Below are 21,990 nucleotides of genomic sequence, written 5' to 3' on the forward strand. Positions count from 1 at the left end.
GCCACACGGTCCCGCAAGCGATGAGGACACCGCACCAGACAGTTTGCTGGCTGCTTTGTTGAGAGCTCCGCCTATTGCTCTGCCTGCAGTGAGATGCTGACCCAAAGCGCCACTTCCAAACAACGCACGTCATGCACTGCTTGCACCATGCGCACCGACACCCTCGACTGGTCCTTGCCCGCTCACCGTCGCGGGACCTTACGCGGCATGGATGCCGCGTAAGAGCTTAAAGGGATGTACTTGCAGCGTGTCCCGCGATGGTGGGCGGGCAAGGACCCTGCAACCAACCCGCAGATCAGCCGCTCTACAGCCGACGCATCCGCACCGTTCGATTCCCTCTCAAGGCGGCCGGGATGGTGAGCTTCAGCGCAGTTTGGATACGCACAAGCCGCACTGGTCGCGGCCCGACACACTCACCACAACACGCCATCCACCGGCTGCATCGGCTCGGGTGCGGGTTCGCCGATGGCCTGCAGGGCGTCGATTTCCACCGTGCGGCACATGGTGTCCAGCGGCAGGTCATGGATGGTGTTGGCGAACGGGTCGACCAGCTCATCGCCGATCTTCAGCACCGCCAGGAACATCAAGCCGGCGACCGTCGATCCCACCGGTGTGGCGTACTGCAGCGTTTCCACCAGGCCGATCGGCAACAGCACGCAGAACAGCCGCGTAAACAGGTTCGGATAGAAGCGGTATTGATACGGCAATGGCGTGTTTTTCAGCCGCTCCATGCCGCCTTGCGCGTTGGCGATATCCACCAGGATGCGCTCGACGCTGGCCTGCTGGATGCTATCGATCCAGCCAGCGCGCCGCGCCTGTTCCACCGCGCGGCCTGTCGTGTCGAGCAAGCCATTGGCCACGTTCGTGCGGGTGATCACCGCTGCCACTTCGTCGGCCTCCAGCCGCGGCTCCAGTGCCATCGCCACCGGCAACCGACGCAGCTGGCAACGCAATGCATTGACGTAGGCGACCTGACGCAGCGCGATCGTGCGCCCCAGCGCTCCAGCTTCCGGCGCAGACAGGATGCTGACGCTCAAACGCACCAGATTGCGCGATGCATTGATCATCTGGCCCCACAGCACCCGCCCTTCCCACCAGCGCTGATAGGTGGAATTGGCGCGAAAGCCCAGGAACAACGCCAGTGCCGAACCGAAGATGGTCAACGGCAATGCCGGCGCACGGAACGGCAGCACGTAATAGACGATCGTGATCAACACATCCCAGACAAACAGCACCGCAAGGGTCCGCCAGACCTGACTGACTACATCCGCCACACGCGGTTTGACATCGATGATCAAGGCTCACTCCCTCAATGAAACGCGTTTGGCCATGGCGCGCATCCAGCGCATGGATGCCATCGATAGCGCACTCGAGCGTGGCCAGTGTGCCGTTGCGGCGGTGCAAGCGTGGTGATGGGGCGGCCGAACGCATTGCATCGCCGCAGCGGAACACGCGCGCGATCATCAGTCAGGCGTGGACGATACCCGCAACGGCATGCATGCCTCTGCAGATCAGACACCTTCGCACTCCACTCGCAACCGCCCGGCCATCGCTCGCGCTACGGTGTTGGCTTCGCTCAGGGCATCCAGGCCAGCAACTGATCCAGGCGCCGATGCGGGTCGTCCTGCTGCAACAACGACAAGCGTTGCTGTTCGGTCAACGGCAGCAATTCGGCCAGCCGCCAGCCCACCCATGCGGACTGATCCAGCAGCCCTGGGCCGACCGATGCGAATTCGCCGCCCACCTGTTCGAGCATGCGTTCGAGCACGGTTGCCAACAGGCTGTGCTCGGGCCGCAATTCGTCGTCGGGGTCGGGCTCGCACCAGCTCACCTCGCCTACCAGCAGCCCGTTGTCGCGGATGCGCGAGCGCTGCACATGAAAGCGACGCGTGCCGCGCAAGCGCAACACCAGGACGCCATCGGCGCCCACATCGAAATCTTCGATACGTACCTCGGTGCCGAACGCCGCCGGCGTCGCCGGTGCGCCAACCTCGTTGCCATCCAGGATCAGGCACACGCCGAAGCTGGTGCCGTTGCGTCCGCACTCGCGCACCAGATCCAGATAGCGGCGCTCGAACACACGCAACCCCATCGCCGCGCCTGGCAACAACACGCTGTGCAACGGAAACAGCGGCAGGGCGCTGGTGTCGGCCGTGTCGGAGGTCGATGCCATCACGACAGCTGCGCCAGGAAGCGACGCGGCGCGCCGTCGAACCCGCCGTTGGACATGAACACCACATGGTCGCCCGGCTGCACGATGTCGCCCAGCGTCTGCAGCAGCGCGTCCACGTCATGCGCCACGTGCGCCTGCCCGCGTACCTGCGCGATGATCGGCGCCGCATCCCATGGCAATTCGGGGCGATGCAGAAACACCACCGCATCGGCATCGTGCAGCGACGGCGCCAGCGCCTGCGCATGCGCACCCAACCGCATCGAGTTGCTGCGCGGCTCCATCGCCACCAGCACGCGCGCCGTACCCACCTTCGCACGCAAACCCTGCAACGTGGTCGCAATGGCAGTGGGGTGATGTGCGAAGTCGTCGTAGACGGTGATCGCGCGCGCCTGCCCCAACACTTCCAGTCGGCGTTTGACGCTGTGAAAGTGCGCCAGCGCCGGCATCACCGTTGCCGGGTCCACGCCCACCGCATGCACCGCCGCCAGCGCGGCCAGTCCGTTGAGCACGTTGTGCCGCCCGACCAGCGGCCACTGCACCTGGCCGATCTCCACGCCGCGATGCGACACCGCAAACACGCTGCCATCGGCGGCGATCAAGCGCGCGCTCCACTCCAGCGCCGCATCGAAGCCGAAGCGCTCCACCGGCGTCCAGCAGCCCATGGCCAACACCTCGGCAAGCCGCGCGTCTTCGCCATTGACGATCAACCGCCCACGTGCCGGCACGGTACGGACCAGATGATGGAATTGGCGCTGGATGGCGGCCACGTCAGGAAAAATATCCGCGTGGTCGTACTCCAGGTTATTGAGGATCGCCACCAGCGGCCGGTAGTGCACGAACTTGCTGCGCTTGTCGAAGAATGCGGTGTCGTATTCGTCGGCTTCCACCACGAACTCGCGCCCCTGCCCCAGCCGCGCCGACACGCCGAAGTCCTCGGCCACGCCGCCGATCAGAAAGCCCGGCGCGCGGCCGGCCGCCTCAAGCAGATAGCTCAGGATGGTGGTGGTGGTGGTCTTGCCATGGGTACCGGCAACCGCCAGGGTGTCGCGGCCCGGCAGCACCTGCTCGGCCAGCCATTGGGCGCCGGAGCTGTAACGGCGGCCAGCATCGAGCACCGCTTCCACTGCAGGGTTGCCGCGCGACAGGGCGTTGCCGATGACCACCTCGGTGGCGTCTGCCGAAATATTGGACGGCGCGTAGCCCTGGGCCAGCGCGATGCCGAGCGTTTCCAGCTGGGTGGACATCGGCGGATAGATCGCCTGGTCGCTGCCTTCTACCTGCCAGCCCAGTTCGCGCGCCAGGGCGGCCACACCGCCCATGAAAGTCCCGGCGATGCCGAGGATGTGGAGTTTGCTCATGGCACACATTGTCGCCGATCACCGCAGTTGCAGGACATTCCGTCCGGCAGCCGGTGCAGCTGTCGGGAAACTCCTACCATACTGTCGGGAATTTCCCGATATGCGAACTGCGTCACATCCCTCACTATGCTGAACGCCAGTCGCAGCACCCTTTGGTTCTACTCCCCAAGAGACCAAATCCCCAGGGAGCTCATGCTGTCGGGGCTCTGAGCAAGCTCACTACTGGCGTTATTCTGCCCCGGTCATCTCGTATGGCCGGGGTTTTTCTTTGCTGGGGTCTGGACCTGCAGACGATGCGGCCAACGGGCGCGCGGTGAACAGGACCGGGCATTGCGCCCGGCCCGGGTGACTCAGCGGCCGAGCGCCTTGCTGATACGTGCCAGCACCTCGTCCAGCGACCCAACGCCATCGACGCGCGCCAACTTGCCGCGCTGCTCGTAGAAGCCGATCACCGGCGCAGTGGAATCGGTATAGACCTGCAGACGCTTGCGTACCGATTCCGGGTTGTCGTCCTCACGGCCTTCGGCCTTGGCGCGCCCGGCGATGCGCTCGACCAGCAATTCGCTGGGGACGTCCAACTGCACCACTGCATCCAGTGGCTGACCGATCTTGCTGAGCAGGCTGTCCAGCGCATTGGCCTGGGCCACATTGCGCGGATAGCCATCGAGGATGAAGCCCTTGGCGACATCGGCCTGACCGAGCCGCGCCTCCAGCATGCCGAGCAGGATGTCGTCGGACACCAGGTCGCCCCGCGCCATGACTTCCTTGGCCTTCAGGCCGAGCGGTGAACCGGCGGCCACTTCGGCACGCAGCAGGTCGCCGGTGGAAATGTGCGGGATGTCAAACGTGTCTTTGAGACGTGTCGCCTGGGTGCCCTTGCCCGAACCGGGCGGTCCCAACAGAACCAATCGCATCAGTGGACTCCACTTTCGAATAAAAACGCGTTGCGGTTGGCGGCGTTAGACTCAAGCCTTCGCCGACGCTGACCGTATGGTCGTGCAGCTTACCCCATCCGGGGAATGTCCCGGCACTGTCCCCTGCGCCATGTTTCCATGTGAGGAGCCCGTCCCCCTATGTCCACTGGCAACTTGTTGTATGCCCAATCAGGCGGCGTCACCGCCGTCATCAACGCCACCGCCGCTGGCGTCATCACCGAGGCGCGTGCGCGCAAGATCAAGGTCCTGGCAGCCCGCAACGGCATCCTGGGCGCGCTGCGCGAGGAGCTGATCGACACCTCCAGGGAATCCGCCGCAGCGATTGCCGCACTGGCGCAGACACCCGGCGGTGCGTTCGGCTCGTGTCGCTACAAGCTCAAGTCGCTGGAACAGGACAGCGCCAAGTACGAGCGCCTGCTCGAGGTGCTGCGTGCGCACGACGTGCGCTGGTTCCTCTACAACGGCGGCAACGATTCGGCCGACACCGCCTGGAAGGTCTCGCAGCTGGCCAAGGCCTACGGCTACCCGCTGCACTGCATCGGCGTGCCCAAGACCATCGACAACGATCTGGCGGTGACCGATACCTGCCCCGGCTTCGGCTCGGCGGCCAAATACACTGCGGTGTCGGTGCGCGAGGCGGCGCTGGATGTCGCCGCCATGGCCGACACCTCCACCAAGGTCTTCATCTACGAGGCGATGGGCCGCCACGCCGGCTGGCTCGCCGCTGCCGCAGGCCTGGCCGGCCAGGGGCCGGACGAGGCGCCGCAGATCATCCTGCTGCCCGAGCGCGCTTACGATCAGGCCGCGTTCCTGGCCAAGGTCAAGCACGTGGTAGAGAAGGTGGGCTGGTGCGTGGTGGTCGCCAGCGAAGGCATCCAGGACGCAGATGGCAAATTCGTCGCCGATGCCGGCGGGGCGACCGACTCGTTTGGCCATGCGCAGCTCGGCGGCGTGGCCTCGTTCCTCGCAGCGCAGGTCAAACAGGAGCTCGGCTACAAGGTGCACTGGACGCTGCCCGATTACCTGCAACGCTCCGCACGCCACCTCGCCTCCAAGACCGACTGGGAACAGGCCCAGGCCGTCGGCAAGGCCGCAGTGCAATACGCCCTCAAGGGCATGAACGCGGTGATCCCGGTGATCGAACGCGTCAGCGATGCCCCCTATCGCTGGAAGATCGTGCCCGCCCCGCTGCACAAGGTGGCCAATCACGAAAAGAAGATGCCGCCCAGCTTCCTGCGCAAGGACGGCTTCGGCATCACCGAGCGCGCCCGCCGCTATTTCGCCCCGTTGATCAAGGGCGAAGCGCCGTTGGCCTACGGCAACGACGGCCTGCCCAAGTATGTGACCTTGAAGAATGTGGCGGTGGCGAAGAAATTGCCGGTGTGGGAGGGCTGAGCGACCTTGCCGCGCGCCCTCGCTAGGACATCTGTGCGAGGACGCTCATGCCAGCCGGCGCTGGGCTGTCTGCGGAATCTCCGACGGCAGTGCCCCATAAAGCAGACAACCGCCGTGAGGAGGCGGTTGCCTGTGGAGCCCCTTTACATAGGGAATCTCCTGGTTGCCGAGCAGGAGGTCGCTGACTGACACGTGCACACTCCCCACCCTGTCGCAATGCGCGGCAGGGTTCGGAATGCGGACCACCGCAGTCGAACAGCGACAGGACCTGGCTGTAATGAGCCGGCAGAGCGCGTGCGGATGGAAGCCAGACGCTGCCGCCTTGTGCTGAGACAAGAAAGATCACGGCGACATTGCCAGGTTGACCCCCAACGTGATCCATCCGCGTGGTGCCGCTGCGCGATCACGCCCGACCACCAGATCGACGCTGGATGCCCCGCCCATCAGCCGGCGCATGCCAAATTGTGCGCCCCGCCCGTTGCGATCGTCTCCGGATGCCTCGGCCAGCACTGTCCATTTGGGCGTGAGTACCTGCTCCAGACCGACCCCTGCAGTGGTGGCATCGGACCCGGCATGCTGTGCGACCAGACCAAGATTGACGTGAATCCGCGTGGCCCCATCCGCGCCAAGCGACCACGTCAGCGGAACGGTGAGATAACTCGCGCGCTGCTGCGGTTCCTGCCAGTCGCGCTGCAGCCCGACCGCGACTGCCAGCCCCCAGACATGCTGCTCCGGATCGCGCAGCATGTGTTTGGCTCCGATATCGAGCGCGGCAGATCCATGTCGGACCTCGGTCATTCCGACGGAAAATTCCGTGCCCAGTAGATTGCAGGCAGGTACCGCCGTGGCCGATGCACCACCCGGCGTTGCACGCCACCAGGCTTCCAGCTGGCATTGCCCATGTGGCGTGACGCCAGCATCGTCGACCACCATGCTCGCCGCGGCGCGCACCGGTGCCGGGTGCCACAGTGCGAAGAAGGCAAGCAGGCCCGGGGAATAACGCAATACCTTCATAGACGTTCTCAAAAATCAGCGCAGCTGCTGCGCGACTGGGTACAGCACTGAGCGCAGCGACAAATCGTCGTCGGCAACGCATCGGATGCAGGTGACTGGCGTGCCGGGTCGGGAGTGTACGCGTGGCGCATGGCGAAGCCGATTGCTGCCGCAGGAAACCTGGCGGCCACGCGCAGTTGCTTCGCAGTGCCCGGGGTCGCTCCAGATGCGCAGGGCAGTCACCATGCGCAAGTGCACGCCGGCGCAACTGATCCTTGTCAAGAGTTAAGCGATTCGTGGAACGCTGCGTCGATACAGATGCGCAAACACGGCCAGCGGCATCGGCAGCAACACCGGCGAGCACTCTTGATCGATACGGCAACTGCATGGCATGCCGCTGGCGGGCGTCATGCCATGCGGAGGTCTGTACCTCTCATACAGCCTTAGCGTGAGCCGTAGCGCCCGGCATCGAGGCCGTGGATGTCACTGGCAGGCCTTGCCTTCCATCGTCTGCTGCACCGCGAACATCGGCACCTGCGGGATCTTGCCGGCAGCGGCCTGTTGCTTGGCATCTTCCAGGTAGATGCGTGACTGGCCTTGCCCGTCGAGCTGCGGCTTGGCATCCACCGGTTTGCGCCACACGCGCACGACCGCCTGTTGACTTGGGCAGGCTGCGCTTGGGACACGGATCACGTCGTTGAAGATCCAGCCCGACGCGACACTGGGCGCCGCCTTGGCGTAGTCCACAATGCGCGCGCGCGGCTGACAAGTGGGGCTGCTGCGCACTACCGAGAACGTATAGGGCTGTGCGGCATTGCCGGTGAACACACCTTCCAGGCGTGCACAGGCTTCTGGAATCTGTCGCAAGGTGTGCACCGCACCAACGGCTTGCGCGGTACCAGGCGGGCGGGCCTTCAACTCTGGCGTTTGCTCTGCAGCGCATGCGCTGCCGGTGAGCAGCATGGCCAGCACAGCGGCGTACCTGGACGCAGCATCGTTCGACATACGTTACTCCTGGATCGGCTCGATCACGTTGGCCGCAGGCTGTCATGTCGCGACTGAACGACGCGCCAAAGCCGCGGTGGTGGCACCCCTGCAAGCCGCGGCGCATACTCGGCCGCGATCCGGCCATCATGAACATCGCGACGCGCATTACGGCCATTGGGCCGTCGAGACCGTATTCGCACCCCACTCGTTGCGTGCGCCGCCCTTGGTTCATCCCGACCGGATGACATCCATTCTCTTGGGAGGGGTCATGCTGGAACACTACGGGTTAGGGCTTGCGTTGGGCTGCGCGGTATTGGCAATTTTGTACGGGATCGTCTCGGCGCGCTGGGTGGTCGCGCAACCGAGCGGCAACGCACGCATGCAGGAGATCGCAGCGGCAATCCAGGAAGGGGCGCGTGCCTATCTCAATCGGCAGTACCTCACGATTTCGATCGCTGGCGGCGTGCTGTTCGTCTTGGTCGGACTCTTCCTGAGCTGGTACACAGCGATCGGCTTCGCGCTCGGCGCGCTCCTGTCGGGCCTGGCGGGCTATATCGGCATGAACGTCTCGGTGCGCGCGAATGTGCGCACCGCAGAGGCCGCACGGCACGGCATCGGCCGCGCGATGGATGTGGCGTTCCGCGGTGGCGCCATCACCGGCATGCTGGTGGTGGGCCTGGGATTGCTGGGGGTGGCTGGCTATTACGCGGTGCTGCAGGCGCTGGGGCTGCCGTTGGAGCAGAACCTGCATGCATTGGTCGGCCTGGCATTCGGCTCTTCGTTGATATCGATCTTCGCGCGTCTGGGTGGCGGCATCTTCACCAAAGGGGCGGACGTGGGCGCTGACCTGGTCGGCAAGGTCGAGGCCGGCATCCCCGAAGACGACCCGCGCAATCCAGCGGTGATTGCCGACAATGTGGGCGACAACGTGGGCGACTGCGCGGGCATGGCAGCGGATCTGTTCGAGACCTATGCGGTGACCGTGATCGCCACGATGCTGCTCGGCAGCCTGACCCTGGCCGAGACCGGGCCACACGCCGTGCTGTATCCGCTGGTGTTGGGCGGCGTGTCGATCATCGCCTCGATCGTGGGCGCGGCCTTCGTCAAGGTCAAAGCAGGCGGCTCGATCATGGGGGCGCTCTACAAGGGCGTGATCGTTTCCGGCGTGCTGGCTGCGCTGGCCTATTGGCCGATCACCCAGACCCTGATGCGCGACAACAGCCATGGCGCCGCCTCGCTGTACGCCTGCGCATTGATCGGCCTGGTGCTCACCGGCCTGATCGTGTGGATCACCGAGTACTACACCGGCACCCAATACGCGCCGGTGCAGCATGTCGCCTCTGCCAGCACGACCGGACACGGCACCAACATCATTGCCGGCCTGGGCATCTCGATGAAATCCACCGCGCTGCCGGTGATCGCAGTCTGTGCAGCGATCTGGGGCGCGTTCCATTTCGGTGGCCTGTACGGCATCGCGATCGCTGCCACGGCAATGCTGTCGATGGCCGGCATGATCGTGGCGCTGGACGCCTATGGCCCGATTACCGACAACGCCGGTGGCATCGCCGAGATGGCCGAACTGCCACCGGAAGTACGCGCGATCACCGACCCGCTGGATGCTGTCGGCAACACCACCAAGGCGGTCACCAAAGGCTACGCGATCGGCTCGGCCGCACTGGCGGCATTGGTGCTGTTCGCCGACTACACCCACAACCTGCAGGCAGCCCATCCCACCGAGGTCTTCTCCTTCGATCTGTCGGACCACACGGTGATCATCGGTCTGTTGATCGGCGGCCTGATCCCGTACCTGTTCGGCGCAATGGCGATGGAAGCGGTGGGCCGCGCGGCCGGCGCGGTGGTCGAAGAGGTCCGCCGTCAGTTCCGCGAGATCCCCGGCATCATGGCCGGTACCGCCAAGCCGCAATACGACCGCGCGGTGGACATGCTGACCCGCTCGGCGATCCGCGAAATGATCGTACCCTCCTTGCTGCCGGTCGTGGTCCCGATCGTGGTCGGGCTGCTGCTGGGGCCACGCGCCCTGGGCGGCTTGCTGATCGGCACCATTGTCACCGGGCTGTTCTTGGCCATTTCGATGACCACCGGTGGCGGGGCCTGGGATAACGCCAAGAAGTACATCGAAGACGGCCATTTCGGCGGCAAGGGCAGCGAGGCGCACAAGGCGGCGATCACCGGCGACACCGTGGGCGACCCGTACAAGGACACCGCCGGGCCGGCGATCAATCCGTTGATCAAGATCATCAACATCGTGGCGCTGTTGCTGGTACCGCTGTTGTAGCCAGGCATGGCCGAATGGATCTGGCACCTGCGGCCGCGTGGCCGCAGGTAGTGGAGGCAGGCCTGAGGCGTCGGGCGACGCGACCGACAGTGCCTTCGCAGCGACCAGCACCACCGGCGATCGGGCGCTCCCGCGACGCTGCCGAGGCCCCCCCCCCCCCGGGCCCCCCCCGGGGCCCCCCCCCCCCCGGTGACGACCGGGCCGGCAACCGGCCCGGCCCGGCATCGCTCAAAGACAGCCGATCAAGCCGTCGTAGATCGGCGGCGCGCCGCCCGGCAGCGGTTCGAACAACGGGTTGGTCACTGCCAGTACGCGGTACATCTCGTCCAGGCGGGTACCGGCCTTCAGCGGTGCGGTGCAGCGCCACACGCGGCTGTCCGAGCGCAGGTAACCGCTGCGTGGATCCACGCTCACCTCGCTGGCACCGAAGGTCCAGATGCAGCTGCGCACCACGCCGGTGACCCGGTGGACCGAGCAGCGAAAGCGCAGCGGCTGGTAATCGCTGAATTCGCCTCCGCAGAAGGTGTCGCCGCAGATATTGTCGAAATCGCGGTCCAGCCGCTGCTCCAGATCGATGAAGGCGTCCCAGCCCTCGGCATTGGCCGGCCAGTCGACCGCGTCCACGTAGGTCGGCGGTGGCGTTGCCGCAGCGGCCGCCTGGGCGGTGAGGGAGAGCAGCAGTAAGACGAGCAAGCGTGCGAGCCTGGACATGAGATTTCCCGAGCAGTGGATGAGTCTGCAGCGTGCGCCGCGTCCTCGGCCGCCACGATCAGCCGGCCGCCCGTGATGAATGCAGGCTATGCCGCATCCGGCCCTCAGAAGATTGCCCATTCAGTGTCGCTGCAGCGCAACAGCCGAACGCGTAGAATCGCGCTCCACACACTGCTGACGCCTCGGAGCTACCCGCATGGGCCTTGAACTGGTCACCTCTGGCAAGAATCTGCCGGAAGAAATCAACGTCGTCATCGAGATCCCCAAGGATTCCGAGCCGGTCAAGTACGAAGTGGACAAGGCCAGCGGCGCGATCTTCGTCGACCGCATCCTGTCGACCCCGATGCGTTACCCCTGCAACTACGGCTACGTGCCCAACACCCTGTGCGGCGATGGCGATCCGGCCGACGTGCTGGTGGTCCTGCCGCTACCGCTGGTCCCGGGCTCGGTGGTGCGCTGCCGTCCGGTCGGCGTGCTGCGCATGAGCGATGAGGCAGGCAGCGACGAAAAGATCCTGGCGGTGCCGATCGAGAAGATCTTCTCCGGCTATGCGCATATCGAAGATATCAACCAGGTGTCCAGCCACTGGATGGAGCGCATCGGACACTTCTTCGAGCATTACAAGGACCTGGAGAAGGGCAAGTGGGTCAAGCTCGACGGCTGGGGCGGCGCGGCCGAGGCCAAGCGCATTCTGGTCGAATCGGTGGAACGCTATAATTCCGACGCGCCCTGAGCCGTTGGCCGTAACACTGCTTCGCACGTGCGGAGCGACCGGGATCACGCTTTTGCCGTGATCCCGGTGACCGCCGTCGGTAGATTGGGTACATTGCCGAGCTGCGTTTGGCCGGCGCCCGCCGTCGGTGACTTCTGGGGAAGTGTCTTGCGTATTCTGTTTGTTGGGGACGAAGCCAGTCTTCCGTCCGACCTTGTCGAGTACGTCGCCGATCTCGGCGACCAGTGGCAGGCGCAGCAGGTGGCCGATGGAAATTCGGCGATCGAAGCTGCCGCGCTGTCGCCCTTCGATGCGGTCATCGTTGCCCCGGTGTTGCCGGACCTGACTGCCGCCACGTTGCTGGGGCAGATCCGCACGCTGCGCCCGGACACCATTCGCATCGCGCTGATCGATGCCCAGGACGGCCAGCGCACGCCGCCGGCCCGCATCATTGGCGTGGCGCACCGTTTCCTGCCGATGCCGCTGGCGCCGGAAGTCTTGCTCGAAGCCGTCACCAGCCTGGAAGAACTGCGCGACCTGCTCAGCAATCCACGCCTGCGCGCGGCCATCGGACGCATCGAAAAACTGCCCCCCCCGCCGCATCTGTATCTGAGCCTGATGCACGCCCTGGAAGAAGACGATGGCGCCGATGCGGCCGACATCGCCAAGCTCATCGCCGGCGACCCGGCGATCGCGGCCAAGGTACTGCAGTTGTGCAATTCGGCGTTCTTTTCCGGCGGACGCAGCATCACCGACCTGCGCACGGCGGTCACCCGCCTGGGCGTGGCGACGCTGCGCGACCTGGTGCTGGCCAGCGAGGTGTTCTCGGTGCAGACGCTGACCCCGGCCGAGCGTAGCGCGATGCAGCGCCGCGCCCTGCTCTCGTCGCGGCTGGCGGCGAAAGTGTTGCCGCCCACCAGCGCCGAACTCGGCTCCACCGCCGCCTTGCTGGCCGATATCGGGCTGCTGTTGCCGGGCGTGCGCGACGAGCGCGAACCGCCTGCCGAAGGCGGCGACGAGCGCCTGGGCCACACCGAAGCCGGCGCGTACCTGCTCGGTCTGTGGGGCCTGCCGATGCCGATCATCGAAGCGGTGGCGTTCCATCGCCATCCGCAGCGCTCCAGCCTGCGCAGCTTCTGGGTGACCGGCGCGGTGCACGTCGCCACGGCACTGGCCAGCGGCGAGACGGTGGACGAAGAGTACCTGTCCAAGGTCGGCGTCATTTCCCGACTCCCGACCTGGCGCGAGCAGGCCGACACGTTATTGGGGCTTGCCGAGGCGTGAGTGACGGCACCGGTTGCCGATAGTGAGACGATCAAAGGCGCGACATGTTCGCGCCTTTTTTTATTGGCGCTGCCGACAGTGCGGCAGCGCTGTAGCAGCCGGTGCAGCGTGCGGCTTTCGCTTGGACACCCTGGACCACGGATGCGCCCTTCCGGGTGGCGATGCAAGCGTCTATACCCAGCGCCGGCGAACGACACAACCCAGACGCGTTCTGTTCGGCGCTCGCAGCAGCAGGAAGAAAGGACATAAAAAAAGCGGGCCTTTCGGCCCGCTTTTCGTTACGACGCTTCGATGATCAGAAGCGCTGGTTGTACTGCACGAACAGGAAGCGGTCGTAGTCCAGCATCGGATCGATCGCCGCAGTGCTGCTGTTGGTGATCGAGTAGGTGATCGGCGGCTGCTTGTTCCAGATGTTGCGGGCGCCAACGGTCACGCTGCCATCCCACGGAGCCTGCCAGGTGACCGAGACGTCCTGATAGGAAATCGAGCCCTTCTTGTTGGAACCGGTACCGCCGCCCCAGCCCGGGTTCGGGGTCTGGTAGTTCGGGTCGTTGCACTCGATGCCTGCCGCTGCATCCCAGCAGTAGTCGCGGAAGCCACCGTAGTAACGCAGGTTCCAGTTGGCCGACAACGCACCCAGCGACCAGTCAACACCCAAGGTGGCACGCACGCGCGGGAAGTTCCAGTAGCCGGCCGAGTTGGCCCATTCGGCGCCGGACTCTGCCTGCGACTTGTAGGTCGCCAGGTAGTTGGTGTCCAGGTTGAACGCGAACTTGCCGTACGCGGTTTCCGGCATGCGGTAACGCACGCCGAAGTTATAGCCTTCGGTTTCCAGACGACCCAGGTTGACGTTACCGCGGCTCAGCGTGGTGACCTGGCCGGTGACCGCATCGCGCGCAAAGTCGGCGCAGTAGCTTTCCAGGTTGTTGAGGTAGCAGTTGTTCAACACATCATTGGCCGTCAACGACGTGATGATGTTGGAGATCGAAATGCGGTACCAGTCCAGCGAGAAGTCCAGGCCCTGCACCCAATGCGGGCTGTAGACCATGCCCACGGTGCGGGTGATGCTGTATTCCGGCTCCAGCTCTGCATTGCCCACGCCCGAATTGAACGGTGCATTGCCCTGCACGTCGCGACGCGTGACCGCGTTGCCAGCGCTATCGGTCTGACGGAAGCCAGCCGGCACCTGCGTAGCACAACGCGCTGCTACACCTGCGTTGCCCAGCGAACCAAAGGTCGCGTCGCACGGATCGGTGAAGGTATCGAACGTCTGCGAGCCGCCACCGAAGGTGTCCGACAGCGTCGGCGCACGGAAACCGGTGCCGTAGGTACCGCGCACCAGCAGGTCGTCGATCGGCTTCCAGGTGAAGCTGAACTTGCTGTTGGTGGTGTCGCCGAAGCGGCTGTAGTTGCTGTAACGCGCGGCCACGTCGAACGACAGTTCCTTGGCGCCCGGCAGATCCTTCAGCACCGGAATCAACAGCTCCAGGTAGGCTTCGTTGGTCTGGTAGCGACCTTCGGTGGCCTGTGCAGCCAGGTCGGTGGTGTAACCGGCGCTGGACAGCTGATCCGGGTAGTCGTAGCCGCTGATTTCGCGGTGCTCGACGCCTGCGGCGAAGCCCAGCTCACCGGCCGGCAGATCGAACAGACCACCGGTGATGTTGGCGGTCCACTGCTTGCTCAGGCTCTGCTGCGTGGACTGACCCAGCGCATTGATGTACTGCAGCGCGTTCGGCGTGGAGGCCGACGGGCCACCCAGGATGTTGAACGGGGTGCACTGGCCCAGCGCATTGCTGGTGCCCAGCGGCAGCGGGCTGGCTGCGGTACCGCACTGCACCTGACCCTGTGCATTGAGGAACGACGGGCCCAGTGCCTTCTGCAGCGCCAGCAGGTTGATGTTGCCGCGCGAAACCTGCGTCACATCGTACTTGTTGTAGTTGAAGCCCACGTCCCAGTTCCAGCCGTGGCTGCCGACGTCGAACACGCCTTCCAGCGCTGCATCGAAGTGCAGGGTCTTGACGTTGCTTTCGGTGGTGCGCGGCAATTCAACCGTACGACGGAACCAGCTGGTGATGTCCTGGCCAACCGGGTTGTAGTAGCTGCTGCCGCTGATGGCCACCGGGAACTGCGGCTGCGATGCGGCCTGCAGCGGGTAGCCGGCGATCTGACGGTTCGAGTCGCGCTCGGAGTACATCGCGGTCGACTTGAAGGTCAGGCTGTCGGTCAGGTTGTAGCTGCCGGTCGTGAAGATCGACTTGTTGCGGCTGGACTGCTGCAACATCATCTGGTCGACGGAATTGAAGTAATCGTCGGTGGTGATGTCGTTGTGGTAGTTGGCGATGTTGCGCGAATCCGCACCCACGCCGCGGCCGTCGAACGAACCGGTGTGGTTGAGGATGTAGGTCTGGTCGTTGGCGGTGAAGCGACCCCACGGGCCGGTTGCACTCAGACCATCTTCGATGTGGTTCGGGCCGGCCGAGTAACGGGTCAGCGTGCGATCCTTGGCCCACACCGGATCTTCGTTGGTGTAGTTGACGCCAAACACCAGCGAGGAGCGGTCGGTGGTGGTGCCGGCGGTGAAGGAGTACTGCTCCTTGGAACCGTCGCCACGACCGTTCTGGCCGAAGTAGGCCGACGCTTCTGCGCCGTCGTAGTTCTGGCGCAGGATGATGTTGACCACACCGGCCACTGCGTCGGAGCCGTAGATCGCCGAGGCGCCGTCCTTCAGGACTTCGATGCGCTCGATCAGCGAGCTCGGGATGGTGGACATGTCGGTCAGGCCGTTCAGGCTGCTGGTCCAACGCTTGCCGTTCACCAACACCAGGGTACGGTTTTCATTGAGGTTGTACAGGTTGACGTACTGGCCGCCCTGTTCCGGATCGGAGGTCAGCACGGCAGCCTTGCTGTAGGTCTGCGTGCCGGCGATCGACAGGTTCTGGAGGATGTCGCCAACGCTCACCAGGCCGGACTTCTGGATGTCCTGCTGGGAGACCGTGAACACCGGCTGTGCGGTTTCGACGTCGACCGAGCGGATGCGCGAGCCGGTGATTTCGATGCGGTCCAGCGTCGTGGTCGACGGGGCGGACTGCTCTTGTGCATTGGCGGCAAAAGCCGGCGTCAACGCGATCGCAATACCGGCGGGCAACAGGCCCAGCCGCACTGCGGAGGTGCGAAGGTTCATCAATCTCTCCAGGGTTCGTTAGTGGCGCGTTAAGCGCCCCCGTGCAAATTACGTTTGCGTGAACGCCATCGCTTTGCGCGTCACGTTCCGTGGCTTTGCCGAATCTGGCGGATTGGTCGTCTGGTCGCGATAGCGCGATGCGGAGACGCCGAAACGCGCACGAAATGCGCGTGCGAAGCTGCAGCAATTGTCGAACCCGCTGGCGGCCGCAACCTCGCCGATCATCATCGAGGTATCGCGCAGCAAATCCGAGGCCCGCTCCAGGCGCAAGCGTGCCGACAAGGCCTGCGGGCTTTCTTCGTACAGGCTCTGGAAGGTCTTGGACACATACCAGCTGGAGAAATTGGTCAGCTGCGCCAGTTCGCTGATGCGCACAACCCGGTCGCTGTTGCCTTCCAGATAGAGCCGGGCGCGCTGCATGCGGCCGAAGACCTGGCGCCGGCGGCTGCGCGAGCGACCTGGACAACGCTGCTCCTGCTCGACGAAGTCGCGCTGCATCGCGGCCAGATGCAGCAACAGCGGGCGCGCCGACGCGCTGCCGCTCTGCAGTGCCGCACGGCGCCACAGCCGCAGCGCAATACGCAGGTCGCTGCGCGACAAGTGGCTACGTCCCGGGTACAGCGTGGCGTCGGTCAACTCGGCCAGCGACTGCAGGCTGTTTCCATCCAGGCTGACGCCAACGCACAACGCGCTGCGATCTGCCTGCACGGTGGGATGCGAATCCTTGTCGAAGGCGATCCAGTCGCCGGCGCGCAGCCGGAAACGGCCCTCCTTGGACTCCACCCAGGCACGGCCACGCAACTGCACCCACAAGGTGAATGTCGCAGCGGTGGTGCGGATGCTGCCCAGACGCGAGACCGCCAGACAGGTGGTCGATGTCGCATCGCTGGCACCGTCCAGACACAGTGCGAGCCCGCGATCGGCAGTGATGACCTGTTGCATGTTGGCAGCCCCTTGTACAAAAGAGGGCGTAGTGTTTTGCCGAATCTGGCGTGAGTCAGGACGTTTCGACGAAAGTCTGCCGAAATTGCCACGAAGCCTTTCCGAAGGAGTTACGAGGCCACTTTTCTCAACATCATCAACACGTTGGAAATGAATCCGACCTGCACCGATGGATGCTCCGGCAGCGGCATGTAGGCGATTGCGCTGCCATCCTCCTCAGCCAGCGCCAGATACATCGCACCGCTGCGCTGATCCAGGCTGAAACCGTTGATGGTGGTGAACTTGGCCGCATCCAGGCACTGCGCCCGGCCGCCGCCAAGCGTGCTGTCATGTGTCGCGCAACTGTCATTGGACGACAGGTAATGCACCTGACCCTGGGCTCCCGGCGCCCAACTGCGGTAACGCCAACGCGATGGTTGCTGCGCATCGACCGGTTGCACGGAGTCGGCGGCCAGGGTCGGCGCAATCTGCCATAGCCCTGCCCCGCTCAGATGCGTGAACAACAATTGCCCGCTGACGCGGTCCAGGCGCACTTGCGAAACATCCTGCAGCGCGGCCAGCGCACGCCAAGGACGGGCGCTGCGGTCGTATAGCGTGGCAAAGCTATGTCCATCTTCGGCTGCAGCAACGACCAGCACGCGATTGGGATCGGGAAGATGGATCGCCTGCAATGGCCGCGCCTGCGGCACCGGCAGACGCACCGCCTTGCCGGTGCCCGGCGTCACTTCGAACAGTGCAGCGTGCCCATCGGCATCGCTGCCGCTGACCAGCACCTGCCGCGAGTCGGCCGACCAGTCGGCCGCCTGTCGCGCGTCCGGGCGGATCCCTTCGATCAATCGCATCGAGCCAGGTTTGCCGACATCGCCCCACCACAATCCGTACGCACCGGAGCGATTGGACGCGAAGATGAGCTGGCGCCCATCGGGCGCGATCATCGGTTGGTCGTCGCGCCCACTGGAAGGAAACAGACGACGCCGGATGTAACCACCGTTCATTGGGTCGTGGATGACCTGATACACGCCGAATTGCGGCTTGCGCTGCACGAACACCAGATGCCCGCGCGCCACGTCCGGCGCCTGGGCGTCGTCCACACCCAGATCGTGCAGGCTGCGGTCGACCAGATCGAGGCGATACAGGCGCGCTTCGCTATCCACGCGGCGGCCGAAGATCAGGCCGCTGCTGTCCGGCAACCAGCTCCAGCCTCGGATATCGGCGTTGTCGTGCGTCAAGCGCTCCGCACTGCCGCCTTGGGCAGGTATCCGCCACAGATCTCCTAGCTGCGGATTGCGCAGAAACACGATCCATTGCCCGTCCGGGGAATAGCGCGGTGCGTAGTCGAAGTCGGTCGGTTGCGCGCTGTACGTCAATCCCTGCCATTGCCCGGTTTCGAGGTCCAGACGCCGGATTCGCAGCGCACCTTGCGCACCGGTCATGCTGCCGAACAACAACGCGCGGCCGTCGGGCGACCAGCTGAAACTGAGCATGTCCGCGCCATCGCAGCGCACCACCTCACGCGCTGCGGACTGACCTGCCGCAGCGGCGATCATGATCCTGCAGCTGCCATCCGGCGCCTGCCGGGAGAACGCAATTTCGCGTCCATCCGGCGACCATGCGGGCAATCTGTCGGACACGCCGGGTGCCGGGGTTTCCAGCACGCGCGGATATGCGTTGTCGGTCGTCTTGACCAGGATCGACGTCCCTGGCCGATCACTGGTCAGCGAGGCGTAGGCCACCATGCTGCCGTCGGGCGACAGGCTGGGCGTGAGATCGAATCCGCCCCCCCGCCGTGATGACCTGGTACGGCCGCTTGGGGCTGCCCGGAACCGCGGTGGACGTTGCGACATCGATTGCCGGCGCACGCAGCCACAACGTGCGTGCCGCAAGGCCGAGCACCACCACCAGCGCCAGGCCCGCAAAGGCCAGAGCCATCCAGCGACGCCGGCGCGGCGTCACTGCCGCAGCAGGCGATGGCGTTGCCGCCTGATGTGGCAGGGGGTCATTGGTCTCAGCCGCAGCACTGGGCTCATCTGTCGCGATCGGTGCCGCCTGCGCGGACGGTTGCAAGCCAGGCGGCTCCAGCGAGGAACTCGTCTGCATCACCGTCGCCGCGGCATCGGTGCGCGCCTCCCACGCCACCGGCGCCATCAGGCGATACCCGGTCTTGGCAATCGTCTCGATGTACTCGGACCGCTGGCTGCCGCTGCTGGCAAACGCCTTGCGCAGCTGCGTCACTGCCTGGGTCACCACATCGTTGCTGGGCAAGGTGTCCGGCCATACCTCGGCGAGCAACTGCTCGCGCGTGACCACCTGCCCCGGCTGTCGCACCAGGGTCAGCAGCACTGCCAACGATTTGGGAGGCAAGCGCAACGCGCGCCTTGCGCCCGGTGCGTGCACTTCGCGCGAGGCAACGTCGACCACACACTGCCCGACACGCAGCCGGCCAGTTGGCATTGCAGTAGCAGAAGGAACACTCATCGGCAAAAACACGCGTCGGCATGCAAGGACTACAAGAACGCTTCGCACTGAGTGCGAAACGCCAAATTCAGCAAAGGACCACGACCAACTGTGTCATGCATCCATTTGGTGCAAATTTTACTCTATGCCCCGTTGCTTCCTATAACAGGCGGCGACGTCAGGCTCTCTCTCTCTCGCCGACGAATTCAAATAATTACGATGTTTCCTTCGCGCCTTCTGGCGCGATTTTTTTATCTGCGATTCAGCTAAAACGCTGCAAACCCTTATTCGCTGTAACCGCTTGCAGCACAATCGCATCGCGGCACTTGCGCGCAGCGATGCGATCTGCACAGACGAAGCTGAATTTTCGATAAGCGGGCCGTGCATTGCGGGCAACCTTAAGCAGGCTTGCGGCCTAGGAGGCGCGATAAACCTGCGCCCCCTGCGCCAGAAACTGCGACGCCTTTTCTTCCATGCCAGCCGACAAGGCATGCTGTTCGCCCATGCCGTGCTCGGCCGCGTAATCGCGCACGTCCTGGGTGATCTTCATCGAGCAGAAATGCGGCCCGCACATCGAGCAGAAGTGCGCCAGCTTGTGCGCCTCCTTGGGCAGGGTTTCGTCGTGGAACTCCCTGGCCTTTTCCGGATCCAGCCCGAGATGGAACTGGTCGTCCCAACGGAACTCGAAGCGCGCCTTGCTCAATGCGTTGTCGCGCACCTGTGCACCCGGATGTCCCTTGGCAAGATCGGCCGCATGCGCGGCGATCTTGTAGGCCATGATGCCGTCGCGCACGTCCTGCCGGTTGGGCAGGCCCAGATGCTCCTTGGGCGTGACATAGCAGAGCATCGCGGTGCCGAACCAGCCGATCATCGCCGCACCGATCGCGCTGGTGATGTGGTCGTAGCCGGGCGCGATATCGGTGGTCAGCGGCCCCAGGGTGTAGAACGGCGCCTCGCCGCATTCGCGCAGCTGCTTGTCCATGTTTTCCTTGATCAGCTGCATCGGTACATGCCCCGGCCCTTCGATCATGGTCTGCACGTCGTGCTTCCAGGCGAGCTTGGTCAGCTCGCCCAGCGTTTCCAGTTCACCAAACTGCGCAGCATCGTTGGCATCGGCAATGCAGCCCGGGCGCAACCCATCGCCCAGCGAAAACGCCACATCGTAGGCCTTCATGATCTGGCAGATGTCTTCGAAGTGCGTGTAGAGAAAATTTTCCTTGTGGTGCGCCAGGCACCACTTGGCCATGATCGAACCGCCGCGCGAGACGATACCGGTGACGCGCTTTGCAGTCAGCGGCACATAGCGCAGCAGCACACCGGCGTGGATGGTGAAATAGTCCACGCCCTGCTCGGCCTGCTCGATCAAGGTGTCGCGAAAGATCTCCCAGGTCAGTTCTTCGGCCCGGCCGTCGACCTTTTCCAGTGCCTGGTAGATCGGCACCGTGCCGATCGGCACCGGCGAGTTGCGGATGATCCATTCGCGCGTTTCGTGGATGTGCTTGCCGGTGGACAGGTCCATCACCGTATCGCCGCCCCAGCGGATCGACCACACCAGTTTTTCCACTTCTTCGGCAATGCCCGACGACACCGCGCTATTGCCGATGTTGGCGTTGATCTTGGTCAGGAAATTGCGACCGATGATCATCGGTTCGCTTTCCGGGTGGTTGATGTTGTTGGGCAGGATCGCCCGTCCGCGGGCGATTTCGTCGCGCACGAATTCCGGCGTGATGCGTTGCTGGATCGACGCACCAAACGATTCGCCGGGATGCTGCTTGCGCAGCATCGCCTCGCTCACCGCCTCCAGACGCTGGTTCTCGCGGATCGCCACGAACTCCATTTCCGGCGTGACGATGCCGCGACGTGCGTAATGCATCTGGGTGACATTGGCGCCGGCACGCGCCACCCGCGGCAGGCGCCGTGCGGGGAAGCGCACCGCCTCCAGCCGCGCATCGTGTTCGCGGCCGCGCCCGAAGTGCGAACTCAAGGTCTCCAGCGCCACCGTATCGCCACGTTCGGCAATCCAGTCGGCACGCAACGGCGCAAGGCCGGCAGCAAGATCGATCGCCGCCTGCGGGTCGGTGTAGGGCCCGGAGGTGTCGTAGACGCTGAGCGGTGCATTGTCTTCGCCGCCGAACAACGTCGGCGTGCGCGTCAACACGATCTCGCGCATCGGCACCTGCAGGTCGGTGCGCGAGCCGCACACGAAGATCTTGCGGGAACCGGGAATCGGCTGGGTCACAGCCTCGGATAACGACTGGGCTTGTTGCTGCAAAACGGTAGGCGCGGCATTCATGGCGTTCGTCCTGTGTGCTGGTGACCAGCACCAATGGCGCTGGCTCTGCGAAGAAGTCGCAGTGCGGACGAAGCGGCGGCGCTCAACAGGACGACCGGTGCAGGCACGGGCCATCGCATCTTACGAAGCTTCCCTACGCCGGTATGAGCCGGATCAGGTTCGAAGGGACTATCTCAACCGCAGCGCACTGCGGTACCCCCACTTCGGCGGCGATTAAACCACATCGCCGCGCGTGGGCGCATGCGCGGGTGGCTGCACGGCTGCGTTCATCNNGAT

At 64.6% G+C, this 21,990-nt stretch carries 14 protein-coding genes, 1 pseudogene and 1 riboswitch; of the genes and pseudogenes, 4 read left to right on the forward strand and 11 right to left on the reverse strand.

The genetic code is table 11. From position 1 onward, the window contains the following. Nucleotides 1-413: 413 nt before the first annotated feature. The 4 genes from Y887_RS08880 to Y887_RS08895 all read right to left on the reverse strand — a co-directional run bounded on the left by Y887_RS08880 (nucleotide 414) and on the right by Y887_RS08895 (nucleotide 4,445). Nucleotides 414-1,298: a bestrophin family protein gene (locus tag Y887_RS08880; RefSeq protein WP_046963989.1), complete on the reverse strand. Its 885-nt coding sequence runs from the start codon at nucleotides 1,296-1,298 to the stop codon at nucleotides 414-416. 278 nt (nucleotides 1,299-1,576) lie between these two features. Further along, a complete protein-coding gene (locus Y887_RS08885; protein ID WP_046963990.1) occupies nucleotides 1,577-2,173 on the reverse strand; it encodes an LON peptidase substrate-binding domain-containing protein in 597 nt (198 codons plus the stop codon). Then, nucleotides 2,173-3,540 (reverse strand): UDP-N-acetylmuramate:L-alanyl-gamma-D-glutamyl-meso-diaminopimelate ligase, encoded by a 1,368-nt coding sequence (gene mpl / locus Y887_RS08890; RefSeq protein WP_181113351.1) that lies wholly within the window; start codon nucleotides 3,538-3,540, stop codon nucleotides 2,173-2,175. Before mpl ends, Y887_RS08885 begins: the two co-directional genes overlap by 1 nt. Before the next feature lie 341 nt (nucleotides 3,541-3,881). Continuing rightward, nucleotides 3,882-4,445, reverse strand: coding sequence for an adenylate kinase (locus Y887_RS08895; protein WP_046963992.1), 564 nt, complete (start codon nucleotides 4,443-4,445; stop codon nucleotides 3,882-3,884). Between the two features lie 159 nt (nucleotides 4,446-4,604). Here Y887_RS08895 and Y887_RS08900 point away from each other — a divergent pair, with 159 nt between their 5' ends. After that, complete coding sequence (locus tag Y887_RS08900; RefSeq protein ID WP_046963993.1) at nucleotides 4,605-5,861, forward strand: 6-phosphofructokinase; 1,257 nt, start codon at nucleotides 4,605-4,607, stop codon at nucleotides 5,859-5,861. A gap of 342 nt (nucleotides 5,862-6,203) precedes the next feature. Here Y887_RS08900 and Y887_RS21640 read toward each other — a convergent pair whose 3' ends face one another. After that, nucleotides 6,204-6,875, reverse strand: a complete 672-nt coding sequence (locus Y887_RS21640; protein WP_052764985.1) for a PA4824 family protein — start codon at nucleotides 6,873-6,875, stop codon at nucleotides 6,204-6,206. Between the two features lie 462 nt (nucleotides 6,876-7,337). Continuing rightward, the gene (locus Y887_RS08910) at nucleotides 7,338-7,859 is read right to left on the reverse strand and encodes a hypothetical protein (RefSeq protein ID WP_046963994.1); all 522 of its coding nucleotides are present in this window, start codon (nucleotides 7,857-7,859) and stop codon (nucleotides 7,338-7,340) included. Nucleotides 7,860-8,109: 250 nt separating this feature from the next. Between Y887_RS08910 and Y887_RS08915 the strand changes: the two genes are divergently transcribed. Beyond that, on the forward strand, nucleotides 8,110-10,137 hold the full coding sequence (locus Y887_RS08915) for a sodium-translocating pyrophosphatase (RefSeq protein WP_046963995.1): 2,028 nt from the start codon (nucleotides 8,110-8,112) through the stop codon (nucleotides 10,135-10,137). Nucleotides 10,138-10,365: 228 nt separating this feature from the next. On the opposite strand, the gene Y887_RS08920 is transcribed toward Y887_RS08915, so the two are convergent. Next, on the reverse strand, nucleotides 10,366-10,848 hold the full coding sequence (locus Y887_RS08920) for a hypothetical protein (protein ID WP_046963996.1): 483 nt from the start codon (nucleotides 10,846-10,848) through the stop codon (nucleotides 10,366-10,368). 196 nt (nucleotides 10,849-11,044) lie between these two features. On the opposite strand from Y887_RS08920, the gene ppa reads away from it, so the two are divergent. Beyond that, entirely contained in the window at nucleotides 11,045-11,581 is a 537-nt protein-coding gene (gene ppa / locus Y887_RS08925; protein ID WP_005990841.1) for an inorganic diphosphatase, read from the forward strand. A 147-nt stretch (nucleotides 11,582-11,728) separates the two neighbouring features. Next, nucleotides 11,729-12,844: an HDOD domain-containing protein gene (locus Y887_RS08930; RefSeq protein ID WP_046963997.1), complete on the forward strand. Its 1,116-nt coding sequence runs from the start codon at nucleotides 11,729-11,731 to the stop codon at nucleotides 12,842-12,844. Nucleotides 12,845-13,139: 295 nt separating this feature from the next. Here the strand turns inward: Y887_RS08930 and Y887_RS08935 are convergent, their stop codons facing one another. From Y887_RS08935 to thiC, 4 genes and pseudogenes are all read right to left on the reverse strand, one after another. Further along, nucleotides 13,140-16,025: a TonB-dependent receptor plug domain-containing protein gene (locus Y887_RS08935; protein WP_046963998.1), complete on the reverse strand. Its 2,886-nt coding sequence runs from the start codon at nucleotides 16,023-16,025 to the stop codon at nucleotides 13,140-13,142. Between the two features lie 48 nt (nucleotides 16,026-16,073). After that, nucleotides 16,074-16,967, reverse strand: coding sequence for a helix-turn-helix domain-containing protein (locus tag Y887_RS08940; RefSeq protein WP_046963999.1), 894 nt, complete (start codon nucleotides 16,965-16,967; stop codon nucleotides 16,074-16,076). Nucleotides 16,968-17,077: 110 nt separating this feature from the next. Beyond that, nucleotides 17,078-19,418, reverse strand: a pseudogene (locus tag Y887_RS08945) (winged helix-turn-helix domain-containing protein). A gap of 418 nt (nucleotides 19,419-19,836) precedes the next feature. Continuing rightward, a complete protein-coding gene (thiC, locus tag Y887_RS08950) occupies nucleotides 19,837-21,714 on the reverse strand; it encodes a phosphomethylpyrimidine synthase ThiC (RefSeq protein WP_046964000.1) in 1,878 nt (625 codons plus the stop codon). A 112-nt stretch (nucleotides 21,715-21,826) separates the two neighbouring features. Beyond that, nucleotides 21,827-21,924, reverse strand: a riboswitch (TPP riboswitch). Nucleotides 21,925-21,990 lie beyond the last annotated feature (66 nt).

Source organism: Xanthomonas pisi DSM 18956, from assembly GCF_001010415.1.
GTDB classification, from domain to species: domain Bacteria; phylum Pseudomonadota; class Gammaproteobacteria; order Xanthomonadales; family Xanthomonadaceae; genus Xanthomonas; species Xanthomonas pisi.